General features: G+C 51.2%; 23 protein-coding genes and 9 pseudogenes. 18 read left to right on the top strand and 14 right to left on the bottom strand.

Annotated elements, in window-relative coordinates; all coding sequences use genetic code 11:
- Window positions 1-544: pseudogene (locus DO97_RS11550) on the bottom strand (IS256 family transposase); the annotation flags it as partial.
- A 104-nt stretch (window positions 545-648) separates the two neighbouring features.
- Here DO97_RS11550 and DO97_RS11545 point away from each other — a divergent pair.
- The 15 genes and pseudogenes from DO97_RS11545 to DO97_RS11490 all read left to right on the top strand — a co-directional run bounded on the left by DO97_RS11545 (window position 649) and on the right by DO97_RS11490 (window position 10,273).
- Complete coding sequence (locus tag DO97_RS11545) at window positions 649-897, top strand: UPF0175 family protein (protein WP_036533510.1); 249 nt, start codon at window positions 649-651, stop codon at window positions 895-897.
- Window positions 898-916: 19 nt separating this feature from the next.
- Window positions 917-1,287: pseudogene (locus DO97_RS11540) on the top strand (PIN domain-containing protein); the annotation flags it as partial.
- Window positions 1,288-1,297: 10 nt separating this feature from the next.
- A complete protein-coding gene (locus tag DO97_RS11535; protein WP_036533508.1) occupies window positions 1,298-1,807 on the top strand; it encodes a DinB family protein in 510 nt (169 codons plus the stop codon).
- 1,005 nt (window positions 1,808-2,812) lie between these two features.
- Window positions 2,813-3,106 (top strand): hypothetical protein, encoded by a 294-nt coding sequence (locus DO97_RS25105; protein ID WP_204368590.1) that lies wholly within the window; start codon window positions 2,813-2,815, stop codon window positions 3,104-3,106.
- Between the two features lie 112 nt (window positions 3,107-3,218).
- Complete coding sequence (locus DO97_RS22210; RefSeq protein WP_072016429.1) at window positions 3,219-3,431, top strand: type II toxin-antitoxin system VapB family antitoxin; 213 nt, start codon at window positions 3,219-3,221, stop codon at window positions 3,429-3,431.
- Window positions 3,418-3,612: pseudogene (locus DO97_RS31150) on the top strand (PIN domain-containing protein); the annotation flags it as partial. The gene DO97_RS22210 and the pseudogene DO97_RS31150, both read left to right, overlap by 14 nt.
- A gap of 389 nt (window positions 3,613-4,001) precedes the next feature.
- Window positions 4,002-4,934, top strand: coding sequence for an SMI1/KNR4 family protein (locus DO97_RS21030; protein WP_204368589.1), 933 nt, complete (start codon window positions 4,002-4,004; stop codon window positions 4,932-4,934).
- A 94-nt stretch (window positions 4,935-5,028) separates the two neighbouring features.
- Complete coding sequence (locus DO97_RS11515) at window positions 5,029-5,268, top strand: hypothetical protein (protein WP_036533532.1); 240 nt, start codon at window positions 5,029-5,031, stop codon at window positions 5,266-5,268.
- Window positions 5,269-5,331: 63 nt separating this feature from the next.
- A complete protein-coding gene (locus DO97_RS11510) occupies window positions 5,332-6,204 on the top strand; it encodes a hypothetical protein (RefSeq protein WP_052128647.1) in 873 nt (290 codons plus the stop codon).
- A 352-nt stretch (window positions 6,205-6,556) separates the two neighbouring features.
- Window positions 6,557-7,096: a cold shock domain-containing protein gene (locus DO97_RS11505; RefSeq protein ID WP_036533504.1), complete on the top strand. Its 540-nt coding sequence runs from the start codon at window positions 6,557-6,559 to the stop codon at window positions 7,094-7,096.
- Window positions 7,097-7,156: 60 nt separating this feature from the next.
- Window positions 7,157-7,335 (top strand): annotated as a pseudogene (locus DO97_RS29275) (DUF6883 domain-containing protein); the annotation flags it as partial.
- Between the two features lie 144 nt (window positions 7,336-7,479).
- Window positions 7,480-7,635, top strand: a pseudogene (locus tag DO97_RS29270) (DUF6883 domain-containing protein); the annotation flags it as partial.
- 17 nt (window positions 7,636-7,652) lie between these two features.
- Window positions 7,653-7,877: pseudogene (locus DO97_RS22205) on the top strand (DUF4926 domain-containing protein); the annotation flags it as partial.
- Window positions 7,878-8,419: 542 nt separating this feature from the next.
- The gene (locus DO97_RS11495) at window positions 8,420-9,457 is read left to right on the top strand and encodes an aromatic ring-hydroxylating dioxygenase subunit alpha (protein ID WP_036533500.1); all 1,038 of its coding nucleotides are present in this window, start codon (window positions 8,420-8,422) and stop codon (window positions 9,455-9,457) included.
- A 273-nt stretch (window positions 9,458-9,730) separates the two neighbouring features.
- Window positions 9,731-10,273, top strand: a complete 543-nt coding sequence (locus DO97_RS11490) for an EF-hand domain-containing protein (protein ID WP_239651668.1) — start codon at window positions 9,731-9,733, stop codon at window positions 10,271-10,273.
- Window positions 10,274-10,303: 30 nt separating this feature from the next.
- On the opposite strand, the gene fcl is transcribed toward DO97_RS11490, so the two are convergent.
- From fcl to surE, 8 genes and pseudogenes are all read right to left on the bottom strand, one after another.
- A complete protein-coding gene (gene fcl, locus DO97_RS11485) occupies window positions 10,304-11,248 on the bottom strand; it encodes a GDP-L-fucose synthase (protein ID WP_036533496.1) in 945 nt (314 codons plus the stop codon).
- 35 nt (window positions 11,249-11,283) lie between these two features.
- Window positions 11,284-12,376: pseudogene (gene gmd / locus DO97_RS11480) on the bottom strand (GDP-mannose 4,6-dehydratase).
- Window positions 12,377-12,729: 353 nt separating this feature from the next.
- A complete protein-coding gene (locus tag DO97_RS11475; protein ID WP_036533494.1) occupies window positions 12,730-13,197 on the bottom strand; it encodes an NADAR family protein in 468 nt (155 codons plus the stop codon).
- Between the two features lie 185 nt (window positions 13,198-13,382).
- Window positions 13,383-14,921 carry a family 10 glycosylhydrolase gene (locus DO97_RS11470; RefSeq protein ID WP_156120541.1) on the bottom strand — a complete coding sequence of 513 codons (1,539 nt, stop codon included), beginning with the start codon at window positions 14,919-14,921 and terminating at the stop codon, window positions 13,383-13,385.
- Window positions 14,922-14,926: 5 nt separating this feature from the next.
- On the bottom strand, window positions 14,927-15,835 hold the full coding sequence (locus tag DO97_RS11465; RefSeq protein WP_036533492.1) for an AAA family ATPase: 909 nt from the start codon (window positions 15,833-15,835) through the stop codon (window positions 14,927-14,929).
- A 20-nt stretch (window positions 15,836-15,855) separates the two neighbouring features.
- Entirely contained in the window at window positions 15,856-16,920 is a 1,065-nt protein-coding gene (locus DO97_RS11460) for a bifunctional riboflavin kinase/FAD synthetase (protein ID WP_036533490.1), read from the bottom strand.
- A gap of 95 nt (window positions 16,921-17,015) precedes the next feature.
- Window positions 17,016-17,867 carry an MBL fold metallo-hydrolase gene (locus DO97_RS11455; RefSeq protein ID WP_036533526.1) on the bottom strand — a complete coding sequence of 284 codons (852 nt, stop codon included), beginning with the start codon at window positions 17,865-17,867 and terminating at the stop codon, window positions 17,016-17,018.
- A 149-nt stretch (window positions 17,868-18,016) separates the two neighbouring features.
- Window positions 18,017-18,815: pseudogene (gene surE, locus DO97_RS11450) on the bottom strand (5'/3'-nucleotidase SurE).
- Window positions 18,816-18,946: 131 nt separating this feature from the next.
- On the opposite strand from surE, the gene pheS reads away from it, so the two are divergent.
- Window positions 18,947-19,960 (top strand): phenylalanine--tRNA ligase subunit alpha, encoded by a 1,014-nt coding sequence (gene pheS, locus DO97_RS11445; RefSeq protein ID WP_156120543.1) that lies wholly within the window; start codon window positions 18,947-18,949, stop codon window positions 19,958-19,960.
- 12 nt (window positions 19,961-19,972) lie between these two features.
- Here pheS and DO97_RS11440 read toward each other — a convergent pair whose 3' ends face one another.
- Window positions 19,973-20,191, bottom strand: coding sequence for a hypothetical protein (locus tag DO97_RS11440; protein WP_036533486.1), 219 nt, complete (start codon window positions 20,189-20,191; stop codon window positions 19,973-19,975).
- A 321-nt stretch (window positions 20,192-20,512) separates the two neighbouring features.
- Here DO97_RS11440 and DO97_RS11435 point away from each other — a divergent pair, with 321 nt between their 5' ends.
- Complete coding sequence (locus tag DO97_RS11435) at window positions 20,513-21,112, top strand: tetratricopeptide repeat protein (RefSeq protein WP_036533485.1); 600 nt, start codon at window positions 20,513-20,515, stop codon at window positions 21,110-21,112.
- Window positions 21,039-21,356, top strand: coding sequence for a tetratricopeptide repeat protein (locus tag DO97_RS26530; protein WP_072016428.1), 318 nt, complete (start codon window positions 21,039-21,041; stop codon window positions 21,354-21,356). Before DO97_RS11435 ends, DO97_RS26530 begins: the two co-directional genes overlap by 74 nt.
- Window positions 21,357-21,406: 50 nt before the next feature.
- On the opposite strand, the gene DO97_RS11430 is transcribed toward DO97_RS26530, so the two are convergent.
- From DO97_RS11430 to hisIE, 4 genes and pseudogenes are all read right to left on the bottom strand, one after another.
- Window positions 21,407-21,757 (bottom strand): DUF3082 domain-containing protein, encoded by a 351-nt coding sequence (locus tag DO97_RS11430; RefSeq protein ID WP_036533484.1) that lies wholly within the window; start codon window positions 21,755-21,757, stop codon window positions 21,407-21,409.
- Window positions 21,750-22,709 (bottom strand): 4-(cytidine 5'-diphospho)-2-C-methyl-D-erythritol kinase, encoded by a 960-nt coding sequence (ispE, locus tag DO97_RS11425; protein ID WP_036533483.1) that lies wholly within the window; start codon window positions 22,707-22,709, stop codon window positions 21,750-21,752. Before ispE ends, DO97_RS11430 begins: the two co-directional genes overlap by 8 nt.
- An 18-nt stretch (window positions 22,710-22,727) precedes the next feature.
- Window positions 22,728-23,549, bottom strand: a complete 822-nt coding sequence (gene rsmA, locus DO97_RS11420; protein WP_036533481.1) for a 16S rRNA (adenine(1518)-N(6)/adenine(1519)-N(6))-dimethyltransferase RsmA — start codon at window positions 23,547-23,549, stop codon at window positions 22,728-22,730.
- 7 nt (window positions 23,550-23,556) lie between these two features.
- Window positions 23,557-24,209, bottom strand: a pseudogene (gene hisIE, locus DO97_RS31145) (bifunctional phosphoribosyl-AMP cyclohydrolase/phosphoribosyl-ATP diphosphatase HisIE).
- Between the last annotated feature and the right edge of the window lie 44 nt (window positions 24,210-24,253).

Raw genomic sequence — 24,253 nt, 5'->3', positions numbered from 1 at the left:
TTACCTTGCGCAATGAGCGATTGAGCGACTCAATGGCATTGGTGGTGTAGATGACTTTGCGAATATCCATTGGATCATCAAAGATGGGAATGACGTTGTCCCAATGCCGAATCCAAATCTGGCTAATCGCCGGATAAAGGGCATCCCATTTGGTTGAAAACGCATCTAGGGCTGCTTCGGCCTCCTCAAGCGTGGTGGCTTGATAGATTGGCTTCAGGTCTGCCGCTACCGCTTTAGCATCCTTCCAAGGAACGTAGCGCAGGCAATTGCGAATCAGATGCACGATACATAGCTGAACTTGAGTTTTGGGATACAGTGCCTCGATTGCCTGGGGAAAGCCCACCAGCCCGTCGCAGCAGGCAATCAAGATGTCCTTCAGCCCCCGGTTCTTCAAGTCCGTTAGCACTTTCAGCCAGAACTTGGCTCCTTCAGCTTCAGCTTCTCCAATCCACAATCCCAACAGTTCCTTGTTGCCCTCGCGGTTGACGCCCAAAACCAGATATACCGCTCGTTTGCTCACGCGCCCGGAAACCTTGATATTGACGTATTACATAAAGTCCTGATCAGTCTCAATGCGACAATGGTTAAAGCAGCGTGAGCAATAGAGGAAAGTCACCCTAAAATTACACCTGACGAGGTCATCCTACTGTGAGTGTCATCATTTCAGACGAAATCCTGCAAGCGTCTCGGCTTACCCCGAGCGAGTTTCGCCAAGAAATCGCATTACACTTGTTTCAAACCGCTCGTTTAACCCTGGGTTATGCGAGTCAACTCGCAGAGATGACATCCAATGCCTTTCGTCAACTCCTCAAACAGCGCCATATTCCCCTCTACTCCTACGATGTGGAGGATTTTGAGCTGGACTTGAAAAACCTACGGGAGTTGGGGCGACTGTGATTGTCATTAGCGATACACTGTGATTGTCATTAGCGATACATCAGTAATCACGAATCTAGCCGCCATTCAAACTTGCCCCTTCTGCCACAACTCTACAGTCAAGTCACCGTTCCTGAAGCGGTGGATCGGGAACTCGCAGATATCGATCCCCCTGTTCCTGGAACGCTTGAAGCGCAATCTGCTGCTTGGCTTCAAGTTAGACAAGTGACCGACCTCAGCGTTGTTCAACTGCTTCAAAATGAGGCGAGGTTAGATCCGGGTGAATCTGAAGCGATCGCTCTTGCCCTGGAACTCAATGCTGATTTGCTGTTGATTGATGAGCGTCGTGGTCGAGCAGAAGCCGATCGCTTAGAATTGAGAATTACAGGTTTGCTAGGTATTTTGGTTGAAGTTGATGAGTATGTATAACGGTAGCTACTACCAACTAATGGCTGAGTATAATTGCTGGATGAATCAGAGCCTGTATTCGGTTTGTTTAATGATTCCTGACGAAAAACGTAAACAAGATCTTGGTGCTTTCTTTAAGTCTATTCATGGAACATTGAATCACTTACTCTATGGCGACAAGGCATGGATGGGACGTTTTACCAACAACTCATTCTCAGTCGCAGCGATCGGGCAGGAACTATATGCGGATTTTGAAGAGCTAAGAGTAGAGAGAGAGAAGATGGATCAGCAAATTTTAGAATGGTCTATAAAGCTTGATCCATTGTGGCTCAGACAACCATTTGAGTACACAAGCAACGTAGACGGAAAACGCCGTGTGCTACCTGCCTCGATTTTGGTGACACATATGTTCAATCATCAAACTCATCATCGAGGACAGATCACAACACTAATCAAACAACTTGGTTATGAACCAGGCGTTACAGATATTCCCTGGCTACCCTCTCTAAATGCAGTGGTCTAACAATTCGGTTGCAGCGGACGGTATGGACATCCTTTCGGAGATGCAGAGTATCGTTGCCGCCGCTGAATTCAGCCGTTAGGCGTCACTTATCCCATGGATGACCTCTTTGCCACTTTTGACCGTTGTCTGGTCGACTGCTTTCCGAGACATCCGCGTCCTGACCCGGACAGCATTAAAAGGATAGAAGAGCATTTTCAGACAGCTTTGCCCACTACGCTTACGAACTTGGCAAAAACCAGCGACAAATTTCATTGCCTGTTCGCAAGCCTCGGACCAGATTTTCAATCACCTAGTCACATCATCCGAATAAATAGTTACTGGAGACGCAGGCGAAGAACGCGAAAGATCCCAACTAGCTACGTAGGCCTTACGCTCGGATTCGATGAACAGCTCGATTGCTTGTGCATACCGGAGATACCGGGGGACCCCGAAGGATATCCTGTGATCACTTGGAGTCCATCGGTAGAATCGCCCGTCATACACAAATCATTTCAAGAATATTTGGCGTGTCTAGTATCGAATTGGACGTCGAAGGAGAAAACGTAACGCCTAACGCGCCAGTGGAGCGGCGCGTTAGCTGGACAGTCTTGCTCACTTAATGAGGAGTAATACATATAGATGAGTTGGCATGAAAATCCTACAGTTGCGGCAATTATTGGTGCGGTTGTTGGAGCAGCAATAACCGCAGCAGCATCCATCTTCATCTAGCAAAAGACAAGCCGAGTTAGACGAATTGATTGCGTTATTAACGACGCATTTTCATTGTTGACATTTGCAGATACGATTCGCAGTAAATTAGAAGTGAAATATGCGGCATAGCAGGCAACATCTGTTTTTCTGTTCAATCTTGAAGTTTTCAATTCAGGAAACCAAGCGGTTGGAAATCACCCAGTTCTGATACGGCTAGATAATAATGCCAAGATTGTTGGTTACAGCCTCAAGACTGAGCCTGAAGTCGGCTTTGGGAAAATTAGTGAGTTACAGCGTCAGAATGGCGAACTCGATTTGAACATTGAGCTATTGATTCCAGGGGTTCGTGTTTACCTTGAGTTGATTTCTGTAAATAACACGTCTGAATTAATCGAGGTATATATGAAAAATGCGAATGTTGTCTGTCGCTCGTATACTCGTAAAGCCGCAGAAAGTGCAATTCTAGGAATTCTTAATAAATCAGTTGATCCAACGCTTATGTCATTATCTATGATGCGCTCAATTCCATTTTTTCGAGGATTTTTAGAGCCTTTTATAACCGTTATTTTGGCGGAGCGATTTGAAAGGGCATTGCGCCAAAACAAGTAATTTAAGGCTTCAGAGCTAACTAACAAAGATATGCCTAGAAGTGGGGTGTTCATCTATCAGGTTAAAATGTGAAGAGAATAATTGTGCATACTTCAATCCAATATCCATATCTATGCAAATTACCCTTAACCTTGATGAATCGCTCCTCAACGAAGCCTTTCAGATGACTAACCTCACCACCCAAGAAGAACTGGTAAATCTTGCTCTTCAAGAATTCGTGAGATCTCGCCGTAAGAAAAGCCTTCTCGACCTTGCGGGGCAAATCCAGTTGGTTCCAGACTTTGATCACAAGGCTCTGCGCGGAACTCGTCATGTTGCTGATTGATACATCTGTTTGGATCAGCGTCTTCCGCGATCGCAGTGGGCAGATTCGCCAACAGCTTGAAACCCTGATTGCTAATCGTTAGCTTTTACTTACCCGATTCACTCAGCTTGAACTGCTTCAAGGTAGCTTAAACGAGCAAGAGTGGGCTCTCCTCTCTACTTATCTTGAAGCACAGGACTACAGCGATGACGATGAATATTGCACTTGGTTATAATTCTATCAAGCCAGATCCGAGACAGGTTAACTACCGGAGATGATGTCATGGAATTTGACCAATACAGGTGTGACATTACCGGAGTCAGCCTAGCAATTGATGGTGCTGTTATCGTGATCTGCTTACAAGTCGATCGTGATAACGATCTCTACTTTCCCATAGCGTTACCGCTTAAGGGGCTGTATCCCTCCGAGGAGAGAAAAGAGAGTGCCAACAGGGATCTAATCTGTAAATTCTTTCTTGCTCAACAGCAGGCAGGTAACCTTACTCGCAGTGAGGAGGATTCGTCCTATCCTGACGACCTTGACATAAACCGGAGTAGCGGTGAACTCGTTGAATGTCTGCTCACTAACAGCGTGGAATTGAATGGACAAATTGTAGTCCCCACCCTGATTTGTCAGACTGTCTGGGATACGATCGCACAAAATATACCGCCATCGGTTGAACCAGTAGCAGCCTTGGGCGATCGTCTATTTGCAGAAGGTGCGATCGCCACAGAAATTTATGATGGATCGCTAGTAGAAATGTCCAATGAAGTTTTAGAACTATGGGCAGTAAATGAGTTTCTATTGGCTCAAAAGTGGCGTTGGCAGCCTGATCCCTGGAACGTATCCTATAGAAAACATGATCGAGAGGAGATATGGCACCTTCTTCAAGAGGCTAAGCAAAGATTTAGCGGCTCTGCTGTGATTATGAAAGCGTTGAGGTGTTTAACTAGCAAATTTGTCATTGAAGAAGCCCAAGCCCCTAGAATAATTGTGCGGACAATTGAAACCACCCCGAATCCGATCATGCAAGCATGGATCGAGCGGATGGGTCGATGGCTTGCAGCTCATCGACCCGACTACTACGCCAAACTCCAGCTCGGTGTCACCGATGCCCAACTGGATGCCTTTGAGGAGCGATTCGCGTTGACGTTGCCAACTGAATTCCGCCAGCTCTACCGCTGGCGCAATGGACAGCAGCATGACTACTTCAAATCGTTGCAGGGAAACCGCATGTTCATGAGCTTGGAGGACGTCACCTCGTCGAAGCAGATCATGGATAATTTCGTCGGGTGTGATTTTGACCGTCCGGGATGGTGGCACTTCTCCTGGATACCGTTTTTGGACAATGGTGGCGGCAGTCACCTTTGCTTGGACGTGACTGTGGTGAATGGCTCTCAGCCTGGTAAGCTGGTGGCATTCTGGAAAGCAGATGAGGATCGCCCGATTGAGTATGCCAGTATGCAGGAATGGTTGGCAGAATTGGTCGCATCAATGGAGGATGGATCGCTACAACTGTTGTAGCCAAATGTGGCTATAACAGAATATATAAACTTAACTCGAATTATCAGTGCAATTATCAGTGCCCGAGGAGCTACTCGCCAAGAAAAGAGGTTTTATGAAGAAGGAAGTTGAGGAGCTAGAAGATGAACTACGTTCTGAATACGACTTCTCCAAAATGGCGGGAGGGGTCAGAGGCAAGTATGTTGAAAGATATCGAGCAGGAACCAATTTGGTTCTCTTAGATCCTGATATTGCCAAAGCTTTCCCGACTGATACATCTGTAAATGAAGCACTGCGACTACTGCTCCAGGTTGCGCAGCGTCAGCAGCCTAAGAACCCGGTTGGAGCGGACTGAAGGGAGATCTTGGTGACGATGGAAAGGTTGCTGGCAGCGGCTGAACTGGAACGTTAGCGCCCAATGAAACGGTACCGCGTCATCGTCATTGATTTTGATAGCAGAGCTCTCACGTTTGATCCTATTCAGCAGCACTGGGAGGATCATGTCAAAGAATTGCACCTTCAGAACCAAGAGCGAACAATTGCTCGGCTTAGGGCCGAGTACGGAGAAGATAGTTTTGACGCAAAGCTTGAAAATTTTAAGGCGCTTGGACCGAAGCCGTTTTCCGTTGTCGCCTATCATAATCGATTTCTTTCTCAATCCCGGCATGCGTTTGTTTTCGGCCAATACTATCCAGCGCTAACCGCCGCTTGTGCTCTAGGTGAGCGCATTCTTAACCACCTCATCATTGGGTTACGAGATTGCTACAAAAGTCACCCTGTGTACAAAATGGTCTACCGAAAAAAGTCCTTCGATTATTGGCCGCTTGTAATCGACACCTTGGCGGAGTGGGGTGTTCTAACGGCCGAGGCAACAATAAGCTTCCGGCTCTTAAATGAGAAGCGGAACAACGCACTTCACTTCAATTTAACAACCGAGCTTAACGATCGACAGCTTGCCCTAGAGGCGATAAAAAACCTCGAAGAAATAGTTAATCATCAGTTTTCTGGCTTTGGTTTATTACCTTGGCTTTTGCCATCACCCGGAGAGTGTTTTATTAAGAAAGAATTTGAATCTTCTCCCTTCGTTCAACTAGTCTACCTACCGAATTGCGTTTACCTCGGTTACAAACACGTAGTCACACGTGTTTTTCCTTGGGAATTTCAAGACGCTGACGACTATGTTACACGTCCTGCAATTTGCAGACAACGGAGTAGGCTGTACTTACAGATTTTGGTCGGGATTTATAGACTCTACGGGTTGATATCGTCAAAGGGCGATCGCTGGTCGTAGAGATTTGTAGGTACTACGGGTTGAAATCGTCAAAGGGCGATCGCTCATCCGAAAACGCTCAGGAGGCGATTTGTGAGGCTTAGTTGGGGAGTGATCGGTGTGTCTCTCAGCTAACAAATCATTGGAGTGGACAGATGCAAGCTGCCGATGTGGAAGTTCAAGGTTGTTTGCTGTCGCTCAATTTGGTCGTTGGGCTGCTTCATATCCCGGTTGGGACGGTACAGCAATATTACCTATGGGCATCAAAGACTAACCTGCTTTGAGATTGTCTGTGTGGCACGGTTTTGAGGGTGTTGGTGAGGCGATTGCGTTTGGGCAAACTACAAAATGGGTATCACCATGAGGCTATTGCATGAAACCTGCTTTACAGAAGGGGCAACTAACAACTTGGAAGGATGACAGAGGCTTTGGTTTCATTAAGCCAGATAATGGTGTAAAAGAAGTTTTTTTGCATATCAGTGCGCTGAAAGGTGCAAGTCTTCGTCCAAAGGTTGGAGACACGATCCTATACGAGAAAGTTGCTGAGCCTGATGGTAAGATACGTGCTGCCAGAGCCTCTATTAAAGGTGTTGTACCTCAACCTTTGCCTACTAAAAGGAAAAACAGAAAAGGTAGTTTGCTCGAAACTTTTGTTGGTGTTGTCATTCTAGCTGCCATCGCTTTGATTACAATGCAGTTTAGTCGTAGCCGTTCTCCCTCGCCAATCACGTCTATTACGCAGCCCGGTTGTGTGATTAAAGGCAATATTTCAATTGAGGCAGGAAACAAGTTGTATCACCTTCCAGGTATGCAAGATTACAAGTCAACTGTTATTGATCCAGTAACTGGAGAGAGATGGTTTTGCTCAGAGTCAGAGGCGATCTCCAACGGTTGGCGTAAAGCACCAAGGTAGTTTCAAGAATTATCTGGTTTCGAGATAACCTTGAGATCGCTCATCAGTAGCGTTCCTTCTATGCCCATTCCAAATGCCGAAAAAGCTGTGGTTGATATTCGTAAACTTCGTGACTATTGCCTAAATCCAGAACACGACGATGGGAAACACAAAGCTCGGCTTTTTTCCTCAATTCTTGGGATGACTACTGATAATGCCGAAGAATTGCGTCAAATTCTGTTGGAGGTCGTTAAGAGGATGTTTTAAAAGTCTTCCTGGGTGTATCCAACCACTCAGACCACCTAGAGACCGCTACGACAGAATCAGGGTTTATGGATTTTAGATTGCACCACTGAGTCGTATTTGAGGCTCAAGACGACCCTTTTAAAACATCCTCTAAAGGTCAAGAAGCCAATCTGGGGAGGCAAGACGCGTTTGGTCAACGCTACACCTTAGATTTCACAATCGAATGGCAAAATAGAAGTGGAATCCTACGGAGTGGCTGGATCATCGAGCATGGCTCGGAGATTCCAAGATTAACGACCTGTTATCCCCTGTAGTGAGTGGAGGTAATCTGATGAATAGTACAGCCAAGTTGTTGGATGTTGTGGCTTTGACGGTTGATCTACCTCAATACAACCTGTGGCGAGGTCAGGTAGGGACTGTGGTTGAGATATTAGCAAATGGCACGGCGTTTGAAGTTGAGTTCAGCGATCGCAACGGGCGAACCTACGAGTCGTTAGGGTTACGACCAGAGCAAATAATGGTTTTACATTTTGAGCCAACATCACCTGATAAAAAACGCTGCAATAGTCGTAGCATAAGCAGTCCAACAATTCAAATGCAGCGGACGGACGAACATCGCCAATGCATTGCGAAAGGGAACTGCCGCCGCTGATTTGAGTCGTTACGCTCCCTGCGATTTGCAGACAAGGGACGAAGCTGTGCTTAGAGATTGTGGTAGCAATTTATAGGCTCTACGGGTTGAAATCGTCAAAGGGCGATGGCAATATAGATTGAACTCGCAGTACACAACCAGTTTGACTGAATCAATGCACTCTACCAGAACCATCATAGATCAACCGCCGAAAGTTGATCGGCTATGATACAGGTATTCTCTGCGGCGATTGATAGGCAACATTGGGTACTACTTGATGTAACGCAAAGTCATTATCCTACCCCTTCAGTTTATCCTGTCCGCAAAGCTTCTAGAGACCTAGGCAATCGTAGGTCTGGAAAGGGTGCAACCCACGCCGACGCATTAGCAAGATAATGGGAAGATGTTCGTTTCAATTAACTGGTATAGAATCACTACTAGCCAGCTAGATCAATCCCAAACCTGCCATGCTCGCCACTGCTCAGCCCGTCCTCCGCCGATTTTGGTATCCGGTCATTCCCCTTAGCTATCTAGACGCAGGGCCGCAGCCCTTTACCCTGCTCGGTGAACCACTGGTGATCTGGCTGGATCAAAATGGTAAACCTGCGGCGGTTTATGACTCCTGCTGCCATCGGCAGTCCAAACTCTCCCGAGGTATCGTGGTCGATGGCAATATTCGCTGTCCCTATCACGGTTGGCAATTTGCCCCCAACGGTCAATGTGTGGTGGTACCCCAGCAGCCCCAAAGCCCCATCCCCGAGAGTTACCGGGTGGGCAGCTATCCCTGTGAGGAACGCTACGGTTATGTCTGGGTTTGCCTCAGCGAAGCGCCACTGGATGTAATTCCTGATTTTTCGGAAGCCCATGATCCCAACTATCGGATCATTCACGCCTTTTACGAGGTCTGGAATTGCGGCGGACTCCGCCTGATGGAAAATGCCTTCGACCACGGGCACCATCATTTTGTCCACAATGGTTCCCTCGGCGATCGCCTAAATCCGGTGCCGCTGCCCTACGACGACCTCCAGGAGACGGAGCGAGGCATTTATTTCGAGTCGCCCCTCTACACCCACAACAACGAGCGACTGCAAAAGAGTGTCCACATCAGCGACTCCAGCATCCAGTTAAAGCGCCAAGTTGACTGGTATTTACCCTTTGGGATGTATGCTCAGATGACCTTGCCCAATGGGCTGATCCATACCGTGGTGATGTATGCGACCCCAATTACCGATGACCAAACCCAGGTGGTGCGGTTTTACTTCCGTAATGACACCGAGGCAGATACCCCCGCAGCGGATGCGATCGCCTTTGAACGCCGCGTGCTGAACGAAGATCGAGCCGTGCTAGAAGCAACGAACTACGATGCCCCCCTGGATCTGCGGGCAGAGGTGCACATCTCCACGGATAAGCCGGGAATGTTGATGCGCCGTAAGTTAGCTGCCCTCTTAAGTGCCCATGGTGAAACCGAGCAGCTGCGCAGAGGCATCCATGCTTTCCCTGCCTGAACACATCTTTTATGAGGTTTTATGAGGTTTTATGAGGCTCCCGTCTGCCGCCGCTTCTGGTACCCGACTCTAACCATTGGCAACTCCGGTTGACCGGGAGTACACCCAGGTCTCCTCCTTCAACTTAGTAGGTTTTTGTGATCAGAAAGGGCGATGGTCAGAGCCTGTTCTCCGAGCATCACAGGTAAGCGGTAAAATGATGGAAAATTCTCAAGAGACTGGAATATGCTGCCAACGAGCCTCTCAGAAAGGTTCCTGAGACTCTTCCGATTTATGGATCGCAACAGCGATGGCGTTGTCGAATACGAAACTGATCTCCTAGAGGTAGCAAAGCTGATCGCCCAACGGAAGTTTCCAGAAGCGACACCGGACTATCAGGAATTGTTTGATCTGCTGGCTCGAACCTATAACTGGGAGAACACCCGCCGCGATCTTGACCATGACGGTAAGGTGACTCCCAATGAATTCATTCAGGGACACGAGCAGCTTGCTAAGCAGATGGCCGCTCACCCTTCAGAAGGCATTGCTTTCATCGCCAAGGCCGCAGGGGGCTTTTTCGATATTTTAGATCTGGATGGAGATGGCTATCTCTCCCTTGCGGATGTCCAGGATTATGCCGATGCATACTGCAAGGGAGGGGACTGGGTAGCCGCTAACTTTACCCAATTGCTTGACAGTGCAGCGGCGGGCGATGCTTCCACGCTGGGGATGTCAAAGGCTCTGTTTTTAGAATTAGTCAGACAGTTCTGGTTTGAGTCCGATCAAACACTGCCGGGAAGCCATCTGTTTGGTCAACCCGCTGAAACTAGCTGGTAAAGGGGTAGAACCTCCTATTACCCCACAATTTTAGAGCCGAGCTTCCTGTTGACGATGGCTCAAAAACCAGTTGTGGGTGCGGCGTAACCCTTCTGCTAAAGAGGTTTGCGCCTGCCAGCCCAACCCCTTGAGGCGAGATACATCCATCAGTTTTCGGGCGGTACCATCGGGCTTACTGCTGTCCCAGAGAATTGCACCCTTGTAGCCAACGGTCTGCCCAACCAACGCTGCCAGTTCGCGGATAGAAATATCGGAGCCAACCCCAACATTGACAATATCAGGACTACTGTAGGACTGCATCAGAAAGTGACAGGCATCCGCTAAGTCCTCAACATAGAGAAATTCCCGCCGAGGCTCACCCGTCCCCCAGCAGACTACCGTTGGAGCAGCACTCTCTGCTGCTTCCTGAAAGCGGCGCAGGAGAGCCGGGAGAACATGACTATTCTGGGGATGAAAATTGTCCCCAGGGCCGTAGAGATTTGTTGGCATCAAGCAAATTGCATCGAAACCATACTGCTGACGGTATGCCTGACACATTTTAATGCCGGCGATTTTGGCAATGGCATACCACTCATTGGTCGGTTCCAGTGCCCCCGTTAGCAGACAATCTTCTGGCATCGGTTGGGGGGCAAACTTCGGATAGATACAGCTAGACCCTAAGAACAATAGTTTACTGCACCCATAGCGGTAGGCAGCATCAATTATATGGGTCTGAATTTGCAGGTTGTCACGAATAAAATCCGCTGGATAGGTATTATTTGCATAAATTCCTCCAACCTTTGCGGCAGCCAAGAAAATATACTCGGGTTGCTGTTGTGCCATCCACCGATCCACCGAGGCTTGACGGGTTAGATCCAGTTCATCCCTTCTGGCCGTGAGTAATTGGGTATAGCCACGCTGTTGCAAATCACGAACAATTGTCCCCCCCACCAGACCTCGATGACCTGCAACAAAGATCCGTGAATGCCGTTCCATCCGAGCCCTCCGTTGTTGTCGTCATCTGTAAACTATTATTCGTGATGATCAAACGCTTTATATCCCGCTTTTTTAAATCAGAGCATCCCGCTCCGCCAATTTCAAATCTTCGATTACCATTTCTTCGACTAACTGCTCAAAACTTGTTTGGGGCTGCCAACCGAGTTTTTCCTTGGCTTTACTGGGGTCACCGAGGAGGGTTTCAACTTCTGTGGGACGAAAGTAACGCCCATCCACAGCAACAATGGTTTTACCGCTGCGACGATCCACCCCCTGGGTGTCAATGCCCTCGCCTTGCCAGTCTAGGGGGATGCCGAGATAATCGGCAGCACGACTGACAAACTGGCGGACTGAGTACTGCTGACCCGTGGCAATGACAAAATCCTCAGGCTGCTGCTGTTGTAACATCAGCCATTGCATTTCAACGTAATCGCGGGCGTGCCCCCAGTCGCGGAGGGCATCTAAATTCCCCAGATACAGACAGTCTTGCAGACCTAGTTTAATCCGCGATAAGGCACGGGTAATCTTGCGGGTGACAAAGGTTTCTCCCCGCAGGGGCGACTCATGGTTAAACAAGATGCCATTGCAGGCGTACATGCCGTAGGCTTCTCGATAGTTGACTGTGATCCAGTAAGCGTACATCTTCGCGACGGCGTAGGGGCTGCGGGGATAAAATGGCGTCTTCTCAGTCTGGGGAATTTCCTGAACCAGGCCGTATAGTTCAGAGGTAGAAGCTTGATAGAAGCGGGTTGTATGCTCAAGTCCCAGAATCCGCATGGCTTCTAGCAGGCGTAGGGTGCCAATCCCATCCGCATTCGCGGTATATTCTGGGCTTTCAAAGGAGACCTGAACGTGGCTCTGGGCACCCAGGTTATAAATTTCGTCGGGCTGCACATCCTGAACAATGCGGATCAGGTTCGTGGAGTCAGTCAGATCCCCATAGTGCAGCACTAAGCGACGATTCTCAACGTGGGGATCTTGGTACAGATGGTCGATGCGATCGGTATTGAATAGTGAGGCTCGACGCTTGATCCCGTGAACTTCGTAGCCTTTATCTAGCAGAAATTCCGCTAGATAAGCACCATCCTGACCCGTAATGCCAGAAATTAATGCCCGTTTATGATTCATTTGCTGACTCCTGCTGTCATAGTTGATAGGGGCGAAGGCAGCCATCACCGCCCCCCACTGGCACTCGGTAATTCTTTAAGCCCAGTGCTTGAGGTCTGGAGTGCATCCCTAAGTCTGACTGAAGAAACCATTCTTTGCTAACAACGGGGTACGCATCCATAAAATATCTGAGCATTGATCGCACCCAACTGTAACATCAAGTCAATGGCGTTTGAGGTCAGAACAACAAGGTTTCTGAGCTTTTCAGCTACAACTGTCCCCAGGGAAATCTGCTGATCTATTGAGTAGCAAGATGGACGGAAAATACCCTTCTTTAGGAGTTACAAGCTAGAGATGAAGTGGCTGTTTCCAATTTAGGGCTGACAGCCCAGCAGTAAGCGCTCTCGAATTTCTTGGCGAACTCCCATCAGGATGTTACCCAGCTGGTTTTGTCCTGTGCGATCGGCTCCGCAACCCCAGTAGTAATCCGTCGGTGAGTTTTCCACTAATTCTACCTCTCCTGTTGCCAGCAAAACCCCTTGAATTTCGGGATGGCAGAGAAACTTGGTCAGTACTGCCTGACACATGATCGGATACTTCACCTGCTCCCAATCACTCCGAATACAGCGATCGCGATCGCGCCCCAATGCGGCAGCTTTCATCGGCGTGGGAGCTAACTGAATCACTGCCGTCATGGCAACGTCTGGAGTCCCGACAAACTTTTGTGCCTGATAGTAATGCTCCACCGTGGGCCAGTATTGCCCCTGAAGATAAATACCATGGAGGGAAAAGTTGGAAAAACAACCGTAGGCCGCTTCTGCTTTATAGAAATAGATGGTCATACCGTCCCAGAATCTGCTGAGAGTTGATCCCCTAGAGTGCAACCGCTTGATCCCAGAATGCCATAATCTTTTCCGAGTGTCTCAAGCTCCCTCTTCCTCGGTGAATCTTGAGTGGATGGAGCAAGAGGTTCCAAGGAGGTTAGTGTTTGAGGGGTTTTCAACTCCTCAAAAAACTTGATGGGTCGCTAGGGCACCCGACAGGAGCGGCGATCGGAGTCTGACTTCGGCTCTTGCCAGGAATAGGCAAAATGACTGACGGAATTAATTTGGGGAGCCACCTGCCGGATGGCCTGCATCTGAATTTCCAGGGGCAGGTGGTCACGGATCGACTGCTGCCAGATGCCCGCTAATGCGGGTTGCACTTGGGTGCCAGGGGATGCCTGCTGGATCACACGATTGAGTTCATCCACCAAACAGCGGGTGTCTTCTCCACAGGTAGAGTAGACCATTGGATGCCACTCAATCCCCTTGGGAAAGCGATCCCAGGGTTGTAAGCGAGAGTCGTATCCCTGGCCAATACTCTGGTTGCCACCAGGGAAAAACACCGCCCCAACGGGAATTCCCTGCCGCTGTGCTGGTAAAGCGGCCAAGCTTAAAAAGTCTACAATACCCTGCATGGCATGGGCCAGACTCAACTGCCATAAATCAAATTGGAGTTGTATCCGCCGTTGTTCCAAGGGCAAGGTGCCTTTGGTATTGGGCACACGACCTTGCCAAAGTGGTTCTGCTTCCTGGGGGTAGTGCTTATCCACAAGGGCGAGATCAGCCGCCGTGATATAGCCTTTGCTGAGGAATTGTTGAATTAATTCCTGCCCCTTGTGATTTAACGCCCGTTGCAGCAATGCCATTTGGGAAGCTTCGCCATAGATCCAGAGATCTTGCACCCGCCGGGCAACAGAGGCTCCCCCCGCGCCTTTGGGATAGCGAATGTAGTCAAAAAGTACCCCATCCGGTCGTCGTTGGGCGATCGCCGCCACCAGTTGGCGATAGTCCTGTTGAGCGAGGGAGTTATAGGGATCAATAAACGTCGCATCCGACTCTCCCGCCCCCACATCGATGGTCAAGTCACTGGTGGCCATTAGACTGTCCTGACTGAGACCATTCCGAGCCAGTGCCGCCTGACGGTCAGGGCGCTGGGAGTAGGGATAGCCAAAGTTCATGGTAAACAACCAGGCATAGACTTTGAGACCCCGCTCATGGCCTTTGCGAATTACGGTTGCCAGTAGGTCTGCCTGCTCCAGTCCTGGGGTATTAATCTGAGAGGGCCATACGGTGGGGTTGTTGGCTGCCGGAAGCAAGGCTCGCCCGTGGTAAAATGTTTCGATGTAAACCTGGTTATACCCCCGATCGACAATGCGATCTAGTACCGACTCTAGTACCCCTGGTTTGGTATCACAGGCGTACAGGCGCAGCCAGGTGGCCGTATTCTGGGGCCAAACTTGAGCCCGACAGCGGCGAAGCATTTCAGCATGATTGGCAACAAGAGCACGATACTGCACCTCTGCACTGGGATCTCCGGTTGCCGCCGCTTGGCGCAGGAGATCTTTTTGGGCGATCGCTGCTGCTGATTGTTGGCAATAACTGGAGATCTGTGCTTGAGCTGGTTTTAGCCCTAGGGCACTCTCAACCCCTAAGCCGATCACCCCAACCAACAGCCCAGCCCAAGGATGAAGGAACCAAGGGCGGATTTGCCAGACATGGGGGGAAACGCAGTTACCAGACATCAGCGCTAGGGAACTGGAACAGATTGGAGCAGGCGTTCAACCACCTGCTGGGTCTTTTTACCGGCCGCAGGAATCATGCGGTGAGCTAAAACATGGGTGGCCAAGAACTTCACATCATCCGGGATCGCAAAGTCCCGATCCTCTAAAAAGGCCAAGGCTTGAGTGGCTCGTTGCAGTGCTACTGCACCCCGGGGACTAACCCCGAGGAGTACCGCCTCATCCTGACGGGTGGCTCGGACTAAATCGACAATGTACTGCTGGAGGGGTAACTTCACGGCAACTTGAGCACAGCATTGCCGTAATTCTTGCACATCGGCGAGGGAGAGACAGGGCTTCAGCTCCTCCATGCCACTTCTCCCCTGGAGGCGTTGCAGCATCTGTAACTCTTCCAACTCCGTGGGGTAACCCAAGCTAAAGGCAAGGGTAAAGCGATCCATCTGGGCTTCTGGGAGGGGAAAGGTTCCCTGATACTCAATAGGATTCTGGGTGGCAATGACGAAAAATGGACTCGGAACCAAGCGAGTCACTCCATCCACCGTAATCTGGCGTTCCTCCATCACTTCTAATAAGGCCGATTGGGTGCGAGGGGTGGCCCGATTAATCTCATCCGCCAATAGCACATTGGCGAAGGCTGGCCCCGGTAAAAACTCAAACTCTCCGCTGCGAGGGTTCCAAATGTTAGTGCCTGTAATATCAGAGGGCAAGAGATCAGGGGTACATTGAATCCGCTGAAATCGGCCTTCGATGGAGCGAGCCAGGGTCTTAGCCAGTAGGGTCTTCCCCACCCCTGGTACATCCTCTAACAGGGCATGACCACCCGACAGAAACGCAACTAAAATCAGGCGAATGGCATCCTGCTTACCCACAATCGTTTGACCCAAATGCTGGATCAGTAATTCAATCCGGTCTCTCATAGAGGAAAACCAAGGAGGGGTTATCGAGGGGGCATCAGTATGGCTCTGGCTGCCCTACAGTCTAACTGGATCTGCGCCTGCAAGTCGTCTAGAGTCGAAAATTTTTGTTCCGGTCGCAAAAACTGCTCCAAACTCACCACCAGGGTTTGCCCATAGAGATCCCCTGACCAATCCAGGAGATGCACCTCAATCACCTGCTGGTGACCATCGACCGTGGGACGAAAGCCCAGATTCATTACCCCTGAAAGGGTTCCTAGATCGGGCTTCAGGGTGGAACTGGTGACCCGAACCGCGTAAACTCCCTGTCGGGGCAGAAATTTAATCCCAGGGATCTGCAAATTTGCCGTGGGGAAACCCAGGGTACGTCCTAACTGTGCCCCCGGTACCACCGTCCCCACCAGGCAGTAGTCATAGCCCAAAAGGTAATTGGCAGCGGCGATCGCTCCCTCTTGCAGGAGTTGGCGAATACTGGAACTACTGATGGCTGCGTGTTCACAGGTTTGAATGGGTACAATCATCACCTCAATCCCATAACGTCCCGCGATCATTTGCAGATCGCGGGACGTTCCCGACCGTTGGCAGCCAAACTGGAAATTTTCTCCCACACTGATTTGGGTGGCTCGTAACTGATTGACGAGAATTGTTTCCACAAACGCTGAGGGACTGAGATCTGCCAATTCTCGATCAAAGGGTAGTTGCACCAGTTGTTCCACCCCTAGAGCCTGCAATTGCAGGACTTTTTGGTCGAAGGGGGTCAGCAACAAGCGGGATTCACCGGAGAAGAATTCTTGGGGATGGGGATGGAAGGTGACCACCGTCGGATAGGGATGGGCACTCACCGCAGCGGGTGCAATCAAGCCGACACATCCCTCTGTGCCGCTGAGAGAAGTAGAAGTATCGCCTCCACTGTAGGCACCTGGTGAGGAGTCTCCTGGCAACCGCTTGCCGCCACTGGCAGCAGGGGATAGAGAGTCTACAACAATCGGTTGAATCACACGGCGATGTCCCCGATGCACCCCATCAAAATTCCCCAGGGCAACGGTGGTTGGCGTTAGCGCGGTAGTAAGAGAAGAAGTGACCCACACGCTTTACATTTTTACACACTTCTTTCGGGTTGAGGCGACGGGCAGTAATTTTCTCGCGTTCTCAGGGGTCTGAAACCAACCCCATCTGGGTAACATCACGGCAGCAGTTGCAGCGCCATTCCTTCCTGAGCCATGACCGTATTGGGAAAGAGCGTTGCTGCCTGGACACCGACTTGATCCAGAAACGCATCATTGTGGAGCGGGTCATGGTGAAAAATTACCAACTTTTGGACATTGGCCGCCTGCGCCAGTTTCACTGCTTCCTGCCAAGTGGAGTGACCCCAGCCTACCTTACCATTGCTGGCATTGTAGTACTCTTCATCGGTGTAGGTAGCATCGTAGATGAACACATCCGCATCCTGCGCCAGTCGGAGTACATTCTCATCCAGCCGATCGGGATAGTGCTCTGTATCCGTAACATAGGCAGCCACATGGCCCTGCCAGCTGACTCGGTAGCCCACCGATCGTCCCGGATGATTCAAGGGGATATTCTCCACCGTGATCGGGCCAATTTGCACCACTTCCTCTAGGGCGAGGTCATAAAATTTCAGATCTCCCCCCATAATTTGTAATGGCACCGGGAAATTAGGGTGGAGCATCTGGTCATTGAGGCGTTGTTCAATGGTGGAGCCATTGATGGCCAAAGGACTGTAGATATGAAAGCAATTGCCAGGGACAAATGCCGGGACAAAAAACGGAAACCCTTGGATGTGATCCCAGTGGGTATGGGTAAAGAAAAGATAAGCTTCCAGAGGCATTTGGGACAGGAGGTTTTGCCCCAACACCCGTAAACCCGTCCCGCCGTCAAAAATTAACCGCTGGCCTCCCACCCGCATCTCCACACAGGGGGTATTGCCCCCGTAGCGCACGGTCTCGATCCCTGGGCAAGCGATGCTACCCCTCACGCCCCAAAAATGAACAGAAAATTGATCTTGCATGCATAACATGGGCTAGTGTCAGAGTACTTTGTGCTGCCCATAAGGTACTCTCTTCTGCAATAGTCTACCCTTTGGTTAATTGAATCTTAAAAAGAAGAAAGCATTCCTTTAGGCATCTCGGAAGCTGATCCACAGGGAAATCATCTGACCTACCCTGGTCAGGGGCGATCCCAAAAATTCGCCCCCCAATCTTGCAGTTGAGTTAACCCCTCTAGACTCGTGAGGTTAAAGTGCAGGGGGGTGACCGTAATATAGCGATCGAGGATGGCTTGGGTATCGAGCCCAGCGACATCAGATCCTGCAGTGTCCGGCACCTCCTCCACGACTTCCCCAGCTAACCAGTAGTAGGTTTTCCCCCGAGGATCGGTGCGTTTTTCAAACACATCCTGGTAACGGCGCACCCCCAGTCGTGTCATCGTCACCCCGGCAATTTCAGATGCAGGCACGGCGGGGACATTGACGTTTAGCAGCATCGTTGCTGGCAGAGGGTACTTGTGACAATGGCTGAGTAACCGCTGGGCGAACTGGGCGGCGGGTAAAAACTCCTGGAATGTAAAACTTGTGAGACTCAGCGCAATGCTAGGAATCCCTTCAATTACCCCCTCCATAGCCGCCGAAACCGTGCCGGAATAGAGCACATCGGTTCCTAGGTTGGCACCGTGGTTAATCCCAGAGAGGACAAAATCGGGTGGACTCTCCAGCAGCGCCCACAGGGCTAGCTTCACACAGTCGGAAGGGGTACCCGAGCAGGCCCAAGTGCGCACGGCGGGGTGAAAAACATCCTCTACAACTTCGGCGCGAATCGGCTTATGGAGAGTCAGACCATGGCCCGTTGCTGAGCGTTCTCGATCGGGGCAAACCACCGTCACGTCATGACCCGCGATCGCCAGGGTATTGGCTAGGGTGCGAATTCCCAGAGCAAACGACACCGTCGTCATTACTAATCAGTAATTTCATTTCAATTGCAGATTGGTGAAAACAGGGCTCTGGCCTCTAAACTAGCAGTAGGCAACTGCATTTGTTGATCAACCCTGCATTTGTTGCCTGAAACCTTGTTGATGTCAAGATGAATTCCCTGCATGACTACTTTGCCCCCGAACTTGGAGGAACAACTCATTGCCCTGCGCCAAGATGCAGAGCAAGCCCTCGCTCACCTTGCGGATACCCTCACGCCAACCGTAGCGCTGGAGCAGGTGGAGCAGTTGCGGGTGAAATACCTGGGTAAAAAAGGGCAGCTGGCGCAAGTACTGGGAGGGATGGGGAAGTTGGCAGTCGGCGATCGCCCGCGCATCGGTGCCCTCGCCAACGAGGTGAAAGAAGCTCTACAACAGGCCCTCGATCAGCAACGGGCAACCCTACAGACCGCCCAAATTCAGGCGCAATTGGCCGCTGAAACCCTTGATGTGACGATGCCGGGAGTGTACGCAGCCCAAGGACGGGTACACCCCTTGAATAGCACCATTGATCAGGTGTTGGATATTTTTATGGGGTTAGGGTACACCGTGGCTCAAGGCCCGGAGATGGAGACGGACTACTATAACTTCCAGGCACTGAACTTCCTCCCCGATCATCCGGCGCGGGATATGCAAGATACCTTATACCTCCCCGACGGCAATCTCCTACGTACCCACACTTCCAATGTGCAGATCCGGTACATGGAAAACAATGACCCTCCGGTGCGGATTGTGGCTCCAGGTCGTTGCTATCGCCGGGATACGGTGGATGCCACCCATTCAGCTGTTTTTCACCAGGTCGAAATTCTGGCGGTGGATGAAGGGCTCACCTTCACCGATCTCAAAGGCACAGTCAAGGTATTCCTGGAAGCTTTATTTGGCGAGGTGCCCATCCGATTTCGCCCTAGCTATTTCCCCTTTACCGAGCCTTCTGCTGAGGTAGATGTGCAGTGGAAAGGCCGCTGGTTGGAAGTTCTGGGCTGCGGCATGGTTGATCCCCATGTGTTTAAGTCTGTGGGCTATGACCCAGAGATCTATACAGGGTTTGCCGCCGGATTTGGAGTGGAGCGACTCGCCATGGTACTCCATCAGATTGATGATATTCGCCGCCTATACAACAGTGACCTGCGATTTCTCCGCCAGTTTTAAGCGCTGACCGCCCTATCCGCCCATCGACCAGGGAGGCAGGAGACGTTGCAGCAACCCTTGCCCCATCTGCAATTTGGCACTCATGAAATTTTGCAACGCTCGCTGTGAGACAGGTGTCAAGGGCTGACGAGGCATGGATGAGGTATAGACCCCCCAAAAAATATTGAGGGAAAAGGTAATCACTGCCGCTAGGAAAAGCCGCTCTGGAATGGTAAGTAATTTTCCGCGCATCTGCACTCCTCTCACTTCGTTGCTTGCTACCTACCCCATGGGGTCAGGGGATCCGAAGGGACGTTGTTGTGTATACGCTGACCCAGCGGCGGGATAAAACGATCCGCGGGTGTGGCAGTTTCCGATCCGGCTCGGGTTGGAGCTGTAGTTAAATTCAGGTGGGTGACGGAGGGTTCCGGACAGGGCAGCAGTGCCGACACAGTTGAACCCATCTGAGCAACGATGGACTGTCTCCCCCCGTCAACCGCATCCGTGATCGATGCTGTTACGTTACTGTTACGTTAAGTCATCTCAAATGCTTTGTTTGGAGGTCAAGATTAAATGCCAGCCAAAACACTACTCGAAAAAGCCAAGAACGAGGTCAGTGAGGGAATTGAACTGCAACAGCAGGGCAACCTAGAGACTGCGATCCTGCGATATCGCCGCGCCCTGATGCTCAAGCCTAATTACTTTCAAGCGTTGCAGAAGTTAGCCTCCATCCATAGCTCCCAACAGAACTGGGCTGAAACCATTCAGTGCTACCAGCGCATCGTTGACTTCAAACCCCAATTGCCTACTCCTTACCTGAAGCTGGCGCAAGCGGCTCAGGAACTCAACCAGATTGATCGGGCTATCTCTGCCTACCAAAAGGCATTGGAACTGAAATCAGATTGGCCTGCGGTTGTGTACAAAGAGGCGGGGGATTGTCTGGCGCTGCGGGAAACTTCCATTGCCGATGCGATCGCTGCCTACCAGAAAGCAGCTGAACTCAAAACCGACTGGTCTGCTGGGTTCTATACCAAGTTGGGGGATGTACTGCAAAAGCACCAACAGTGGGACGCGGCGATCGCCGCTTACCAGCAAGCCATTGAACTCAAACCCAATTCGGCTCTCCTCTATCTGCTTCAGGGGGCTGCCTATTTCAAAAAACGGTTGGTTTAATGAAGCCATCGCTGCGTATCGGCAGAGTATTGAGTTCCAAACTGATAATCAGGCAGCCTATAAGAGCTTGGGGGATGTTCTGCGCAAAAAAGGCCAATTCCAGGATGCCCTCCAGGCCTATCAGAAGGTGCTAGAACTCAAGCCAGATGCCCTTACCACCTATCGATTGATGGGGGATGTGTTGTTGCTGCTCCACCGGGATGCCGAGGCGCTAGACTGCTATCGGCGGGCGATCGCCGCTTAGGAGATCTGAGGTGGTTGCTCCCCTAAAGAGCTGCCACCCTGCTGCAACGATCACGGCTCTGCATCCGGCTCACTTGCTGAGTCTGGGGGGGTCGGGCGCAGGCGTTGCTGTAACACCTGCAACCCCAGACCCAGGAGCCCCAGAGACACCAAGCCAAAAATCCCGGTTCCGAGGGCACTTAAGCCCACAATCAGGGTTCGCAGCGCCACCGTGATGTTGATCACGATCATGTTATGGGAGTGCAATCCCTGGTGGGCAAACCTGAGGGCAATCCGCAGCGTCAGGTGGTACATGCCGAAGGCGATCGCCCCACTCACCAAAGAACCGCCCAAACAATGCCAGGGGTTCGGTAGCGTCGCCGCCGAATTGGAGGAGGGAGGCGTGGGTGTGGGGTTAGTCATTACGGGTACCTGAGGCAAGCAATTGAATACCAGTGGAGGTGGTCGGTGCTACCCAGAGCTGTAGATCGGGATCGGGCAACACGGACTGCACCTGTTGTTGGATCTGCTGGGCTTGGGTTTGGGAGGTTGCCAGGGCAAACACCGTGGGGCCAGAGCCGGACATCATAGTGCCTAGGGCTCCAGCCTCTTGAAAGACCTTTCGGAGCTGCAAAACCGAGGGATGGGCTGGCAAAACCACCCGCTCTAAATCATTGTGCAACAGTTGGGCAATCTGGGGGTTGTCTCCATGGGCGATGGCGTTGATCATGGTTCCGGAGTGAACCCGCTGTCTCCGGGTCTCTAAGCTACTGAGATCCCAGACATAGGAACTCTGAAATTGCTGGCGATAGGTCTGATAGGCCCAAGCGGTGGACACCGACAGACTGCGGTATTTCCCCAACACCACCCACAGATGCACATCAGGCAAGGGAGCCAAGGCTTCGCCCCGCCCGGTTGCCAATAACGTCCCCCCGGCAATACAAAACGGCACATCGGAACCCAGGTGCGCCCCCAAGGCCTGTAATTCACTCCGGGTTAAGCCCAGATTCCAGAGCAGATCCAGTCCAACCAAGACGGCGGCAGCATTGGCAGACCCCCCTGCAAGGCCAGCGCCCACCGGAATCTGCTTATGAATGGTAATGTCAACTCCACCGAACTGGGCAAAGGCTTGGGGCAATTCTGTTGCCATCAGCTGGGCAGCGCGATAGGCAAGGTTGCTTTGATCCGTGGGGACTTGGGGATGGTCACAGTGAATACGGAACAACTGAGTCCCATTGGGATGCAGATCGATCTGGTCCGTCAAGGCCACACTTTGCATCACCATAATCAGTTCATGGTAGCCATCGGGGCGATCGCCGAGAATTTCCAGGTAGAGGTTGATTTTAGCAGCAGCCAGCAGCGAGTAAGGGTGCATGGGAATCGTTGGATAGGGTCAGCTGACCCCAGATAAGAGATTGCTCAGGGCAATCCAGTGGGGTAGGCTCAGGTCTTCAGCACGGGCTTGGGGATTTACCTTTAATTCTTCCAGGTAGCGGGTCAAATCCGTCGGTTCAATCACGGCTTTTAAGTTATTCCGCAGCATCTTGCGGCGACTGGCAAACCCCATCTGAATCAAGGTTTCTAAGCGGCGCGGATCTAAAGCTGGGGTTGCCAGGGGGCGGGGGCACAACCGCACCACGGCTGAATCCACCTGCGGTGGGGGTTCAAAGGCACAGGCTGGCACCCCACAGATCCATTCACAATTGGCTAAATACTGAACCCGCACCGATAGGGCACCGTAGACTCGGGAACCCGGTGGAGCAGTGAGTCGCTCCGCCACTTCTTTTTGCACCAGCAACACAATGGTGGCAAAGGGTTGGGGAACCGGTTGGGCAATGCTGCCCAGCAGTCGCTCTAAAATTGGGCCTGTGATGTTGTACGGAATATTGGCAACGACTTTGTTGGGATGCTGAAAGGCCGGAAAATCTCCCAGGTGGGCCGCCAGATCCAGGGATAAAAAATCCCCCGCCAACAGCAAAAAATTGTCGCGTCCCCGGAATTGTTTACTCAGGCGATCGCACAGATGCCGATCAATTTCCACCGCCACCAATGCTGCAACTAGGGGCAGCAGGCGCTTGGTTAGCAGCCCGGTGCCGGGGCCAATTTCTAAGACCCGATCGCCCCGACTCAGATCAGCCGCTTGGACAATTTGGTTCAGAACCTGATCGCTGCGCAGCCAGTGCTGCCCAAAGCGTTTACGGGGTCGAGGAGCCATCCGTCCCTTAGCGCTTCCGCCCTTGAAGTTGGCGATAGACCGCCTTGAGATCAACCTGGTGATGGGCGAGAGCCACTAGGGCATGATAGAACAGGTCAGCGACTTCCGAGGCGATCGCGTCGGGGTCATCCTCCATACAGGCCATCACTACCTCCGCTGCTTCTTCACCAAGTTTTTTTCAAAATTTTGTTGTCCCCCCCGGCCAGTAGCTTACAGGTGTAGGAGTCCGTCACGGGATGCTGTTGGCGATCGCCAATAATGGCAAAAACCTGGGACAGGGTATCAGCGGGAGGAGAAGCCACCTGTTGGTCAAGGCGGTGAAAGCAACTGCGCTCCCCGGTATGGCAGGCAATATCCCCGACCTGCTCCACCCCAATCAGTAATGCATCACTGTCACAGTCGTAGCGCAGGGTCTTCACCTGTTGCAGATGTCCGGAGGTCGATCCCTTGGGCCATAGTGCTTGGCGCGATCGACTCCAGAACCAGGTTTGGCCAGTTTCCAGGGTTTTTTTGGATAGCGTCCCGGTTCATCCAAGCCATCATCAAAACCGTGCCATCTAGGTAGTCCTGCACAATCGCAGGCACTAGCCCCCGCTCATCGTAGCAAATGGCATCCACTGGAATCGCAGCCGTCAGAGCAATCGGAGGAAGAGATGACATGGTTAGCAACAGCAAGTGCCCAGACAATCAGGAAGGGGCTGACT

It is taken from the genome of Neosynechococcus sphagnicola sy1, assembly GCF_000775285.1.
Taxonomy (GTDB): domain Bacteria; phylum Cyanobacteriota; class Cyanobacteriia; order Neosynechococcales; family Neosynechococcaceae; genus Neosynechococcus; species Neosynechococcus sphagnicola.
Note: the sequence above shows the minus strand (reverse complement) of the source record. Positions and strands in the feature narration are given on the sequence as shown.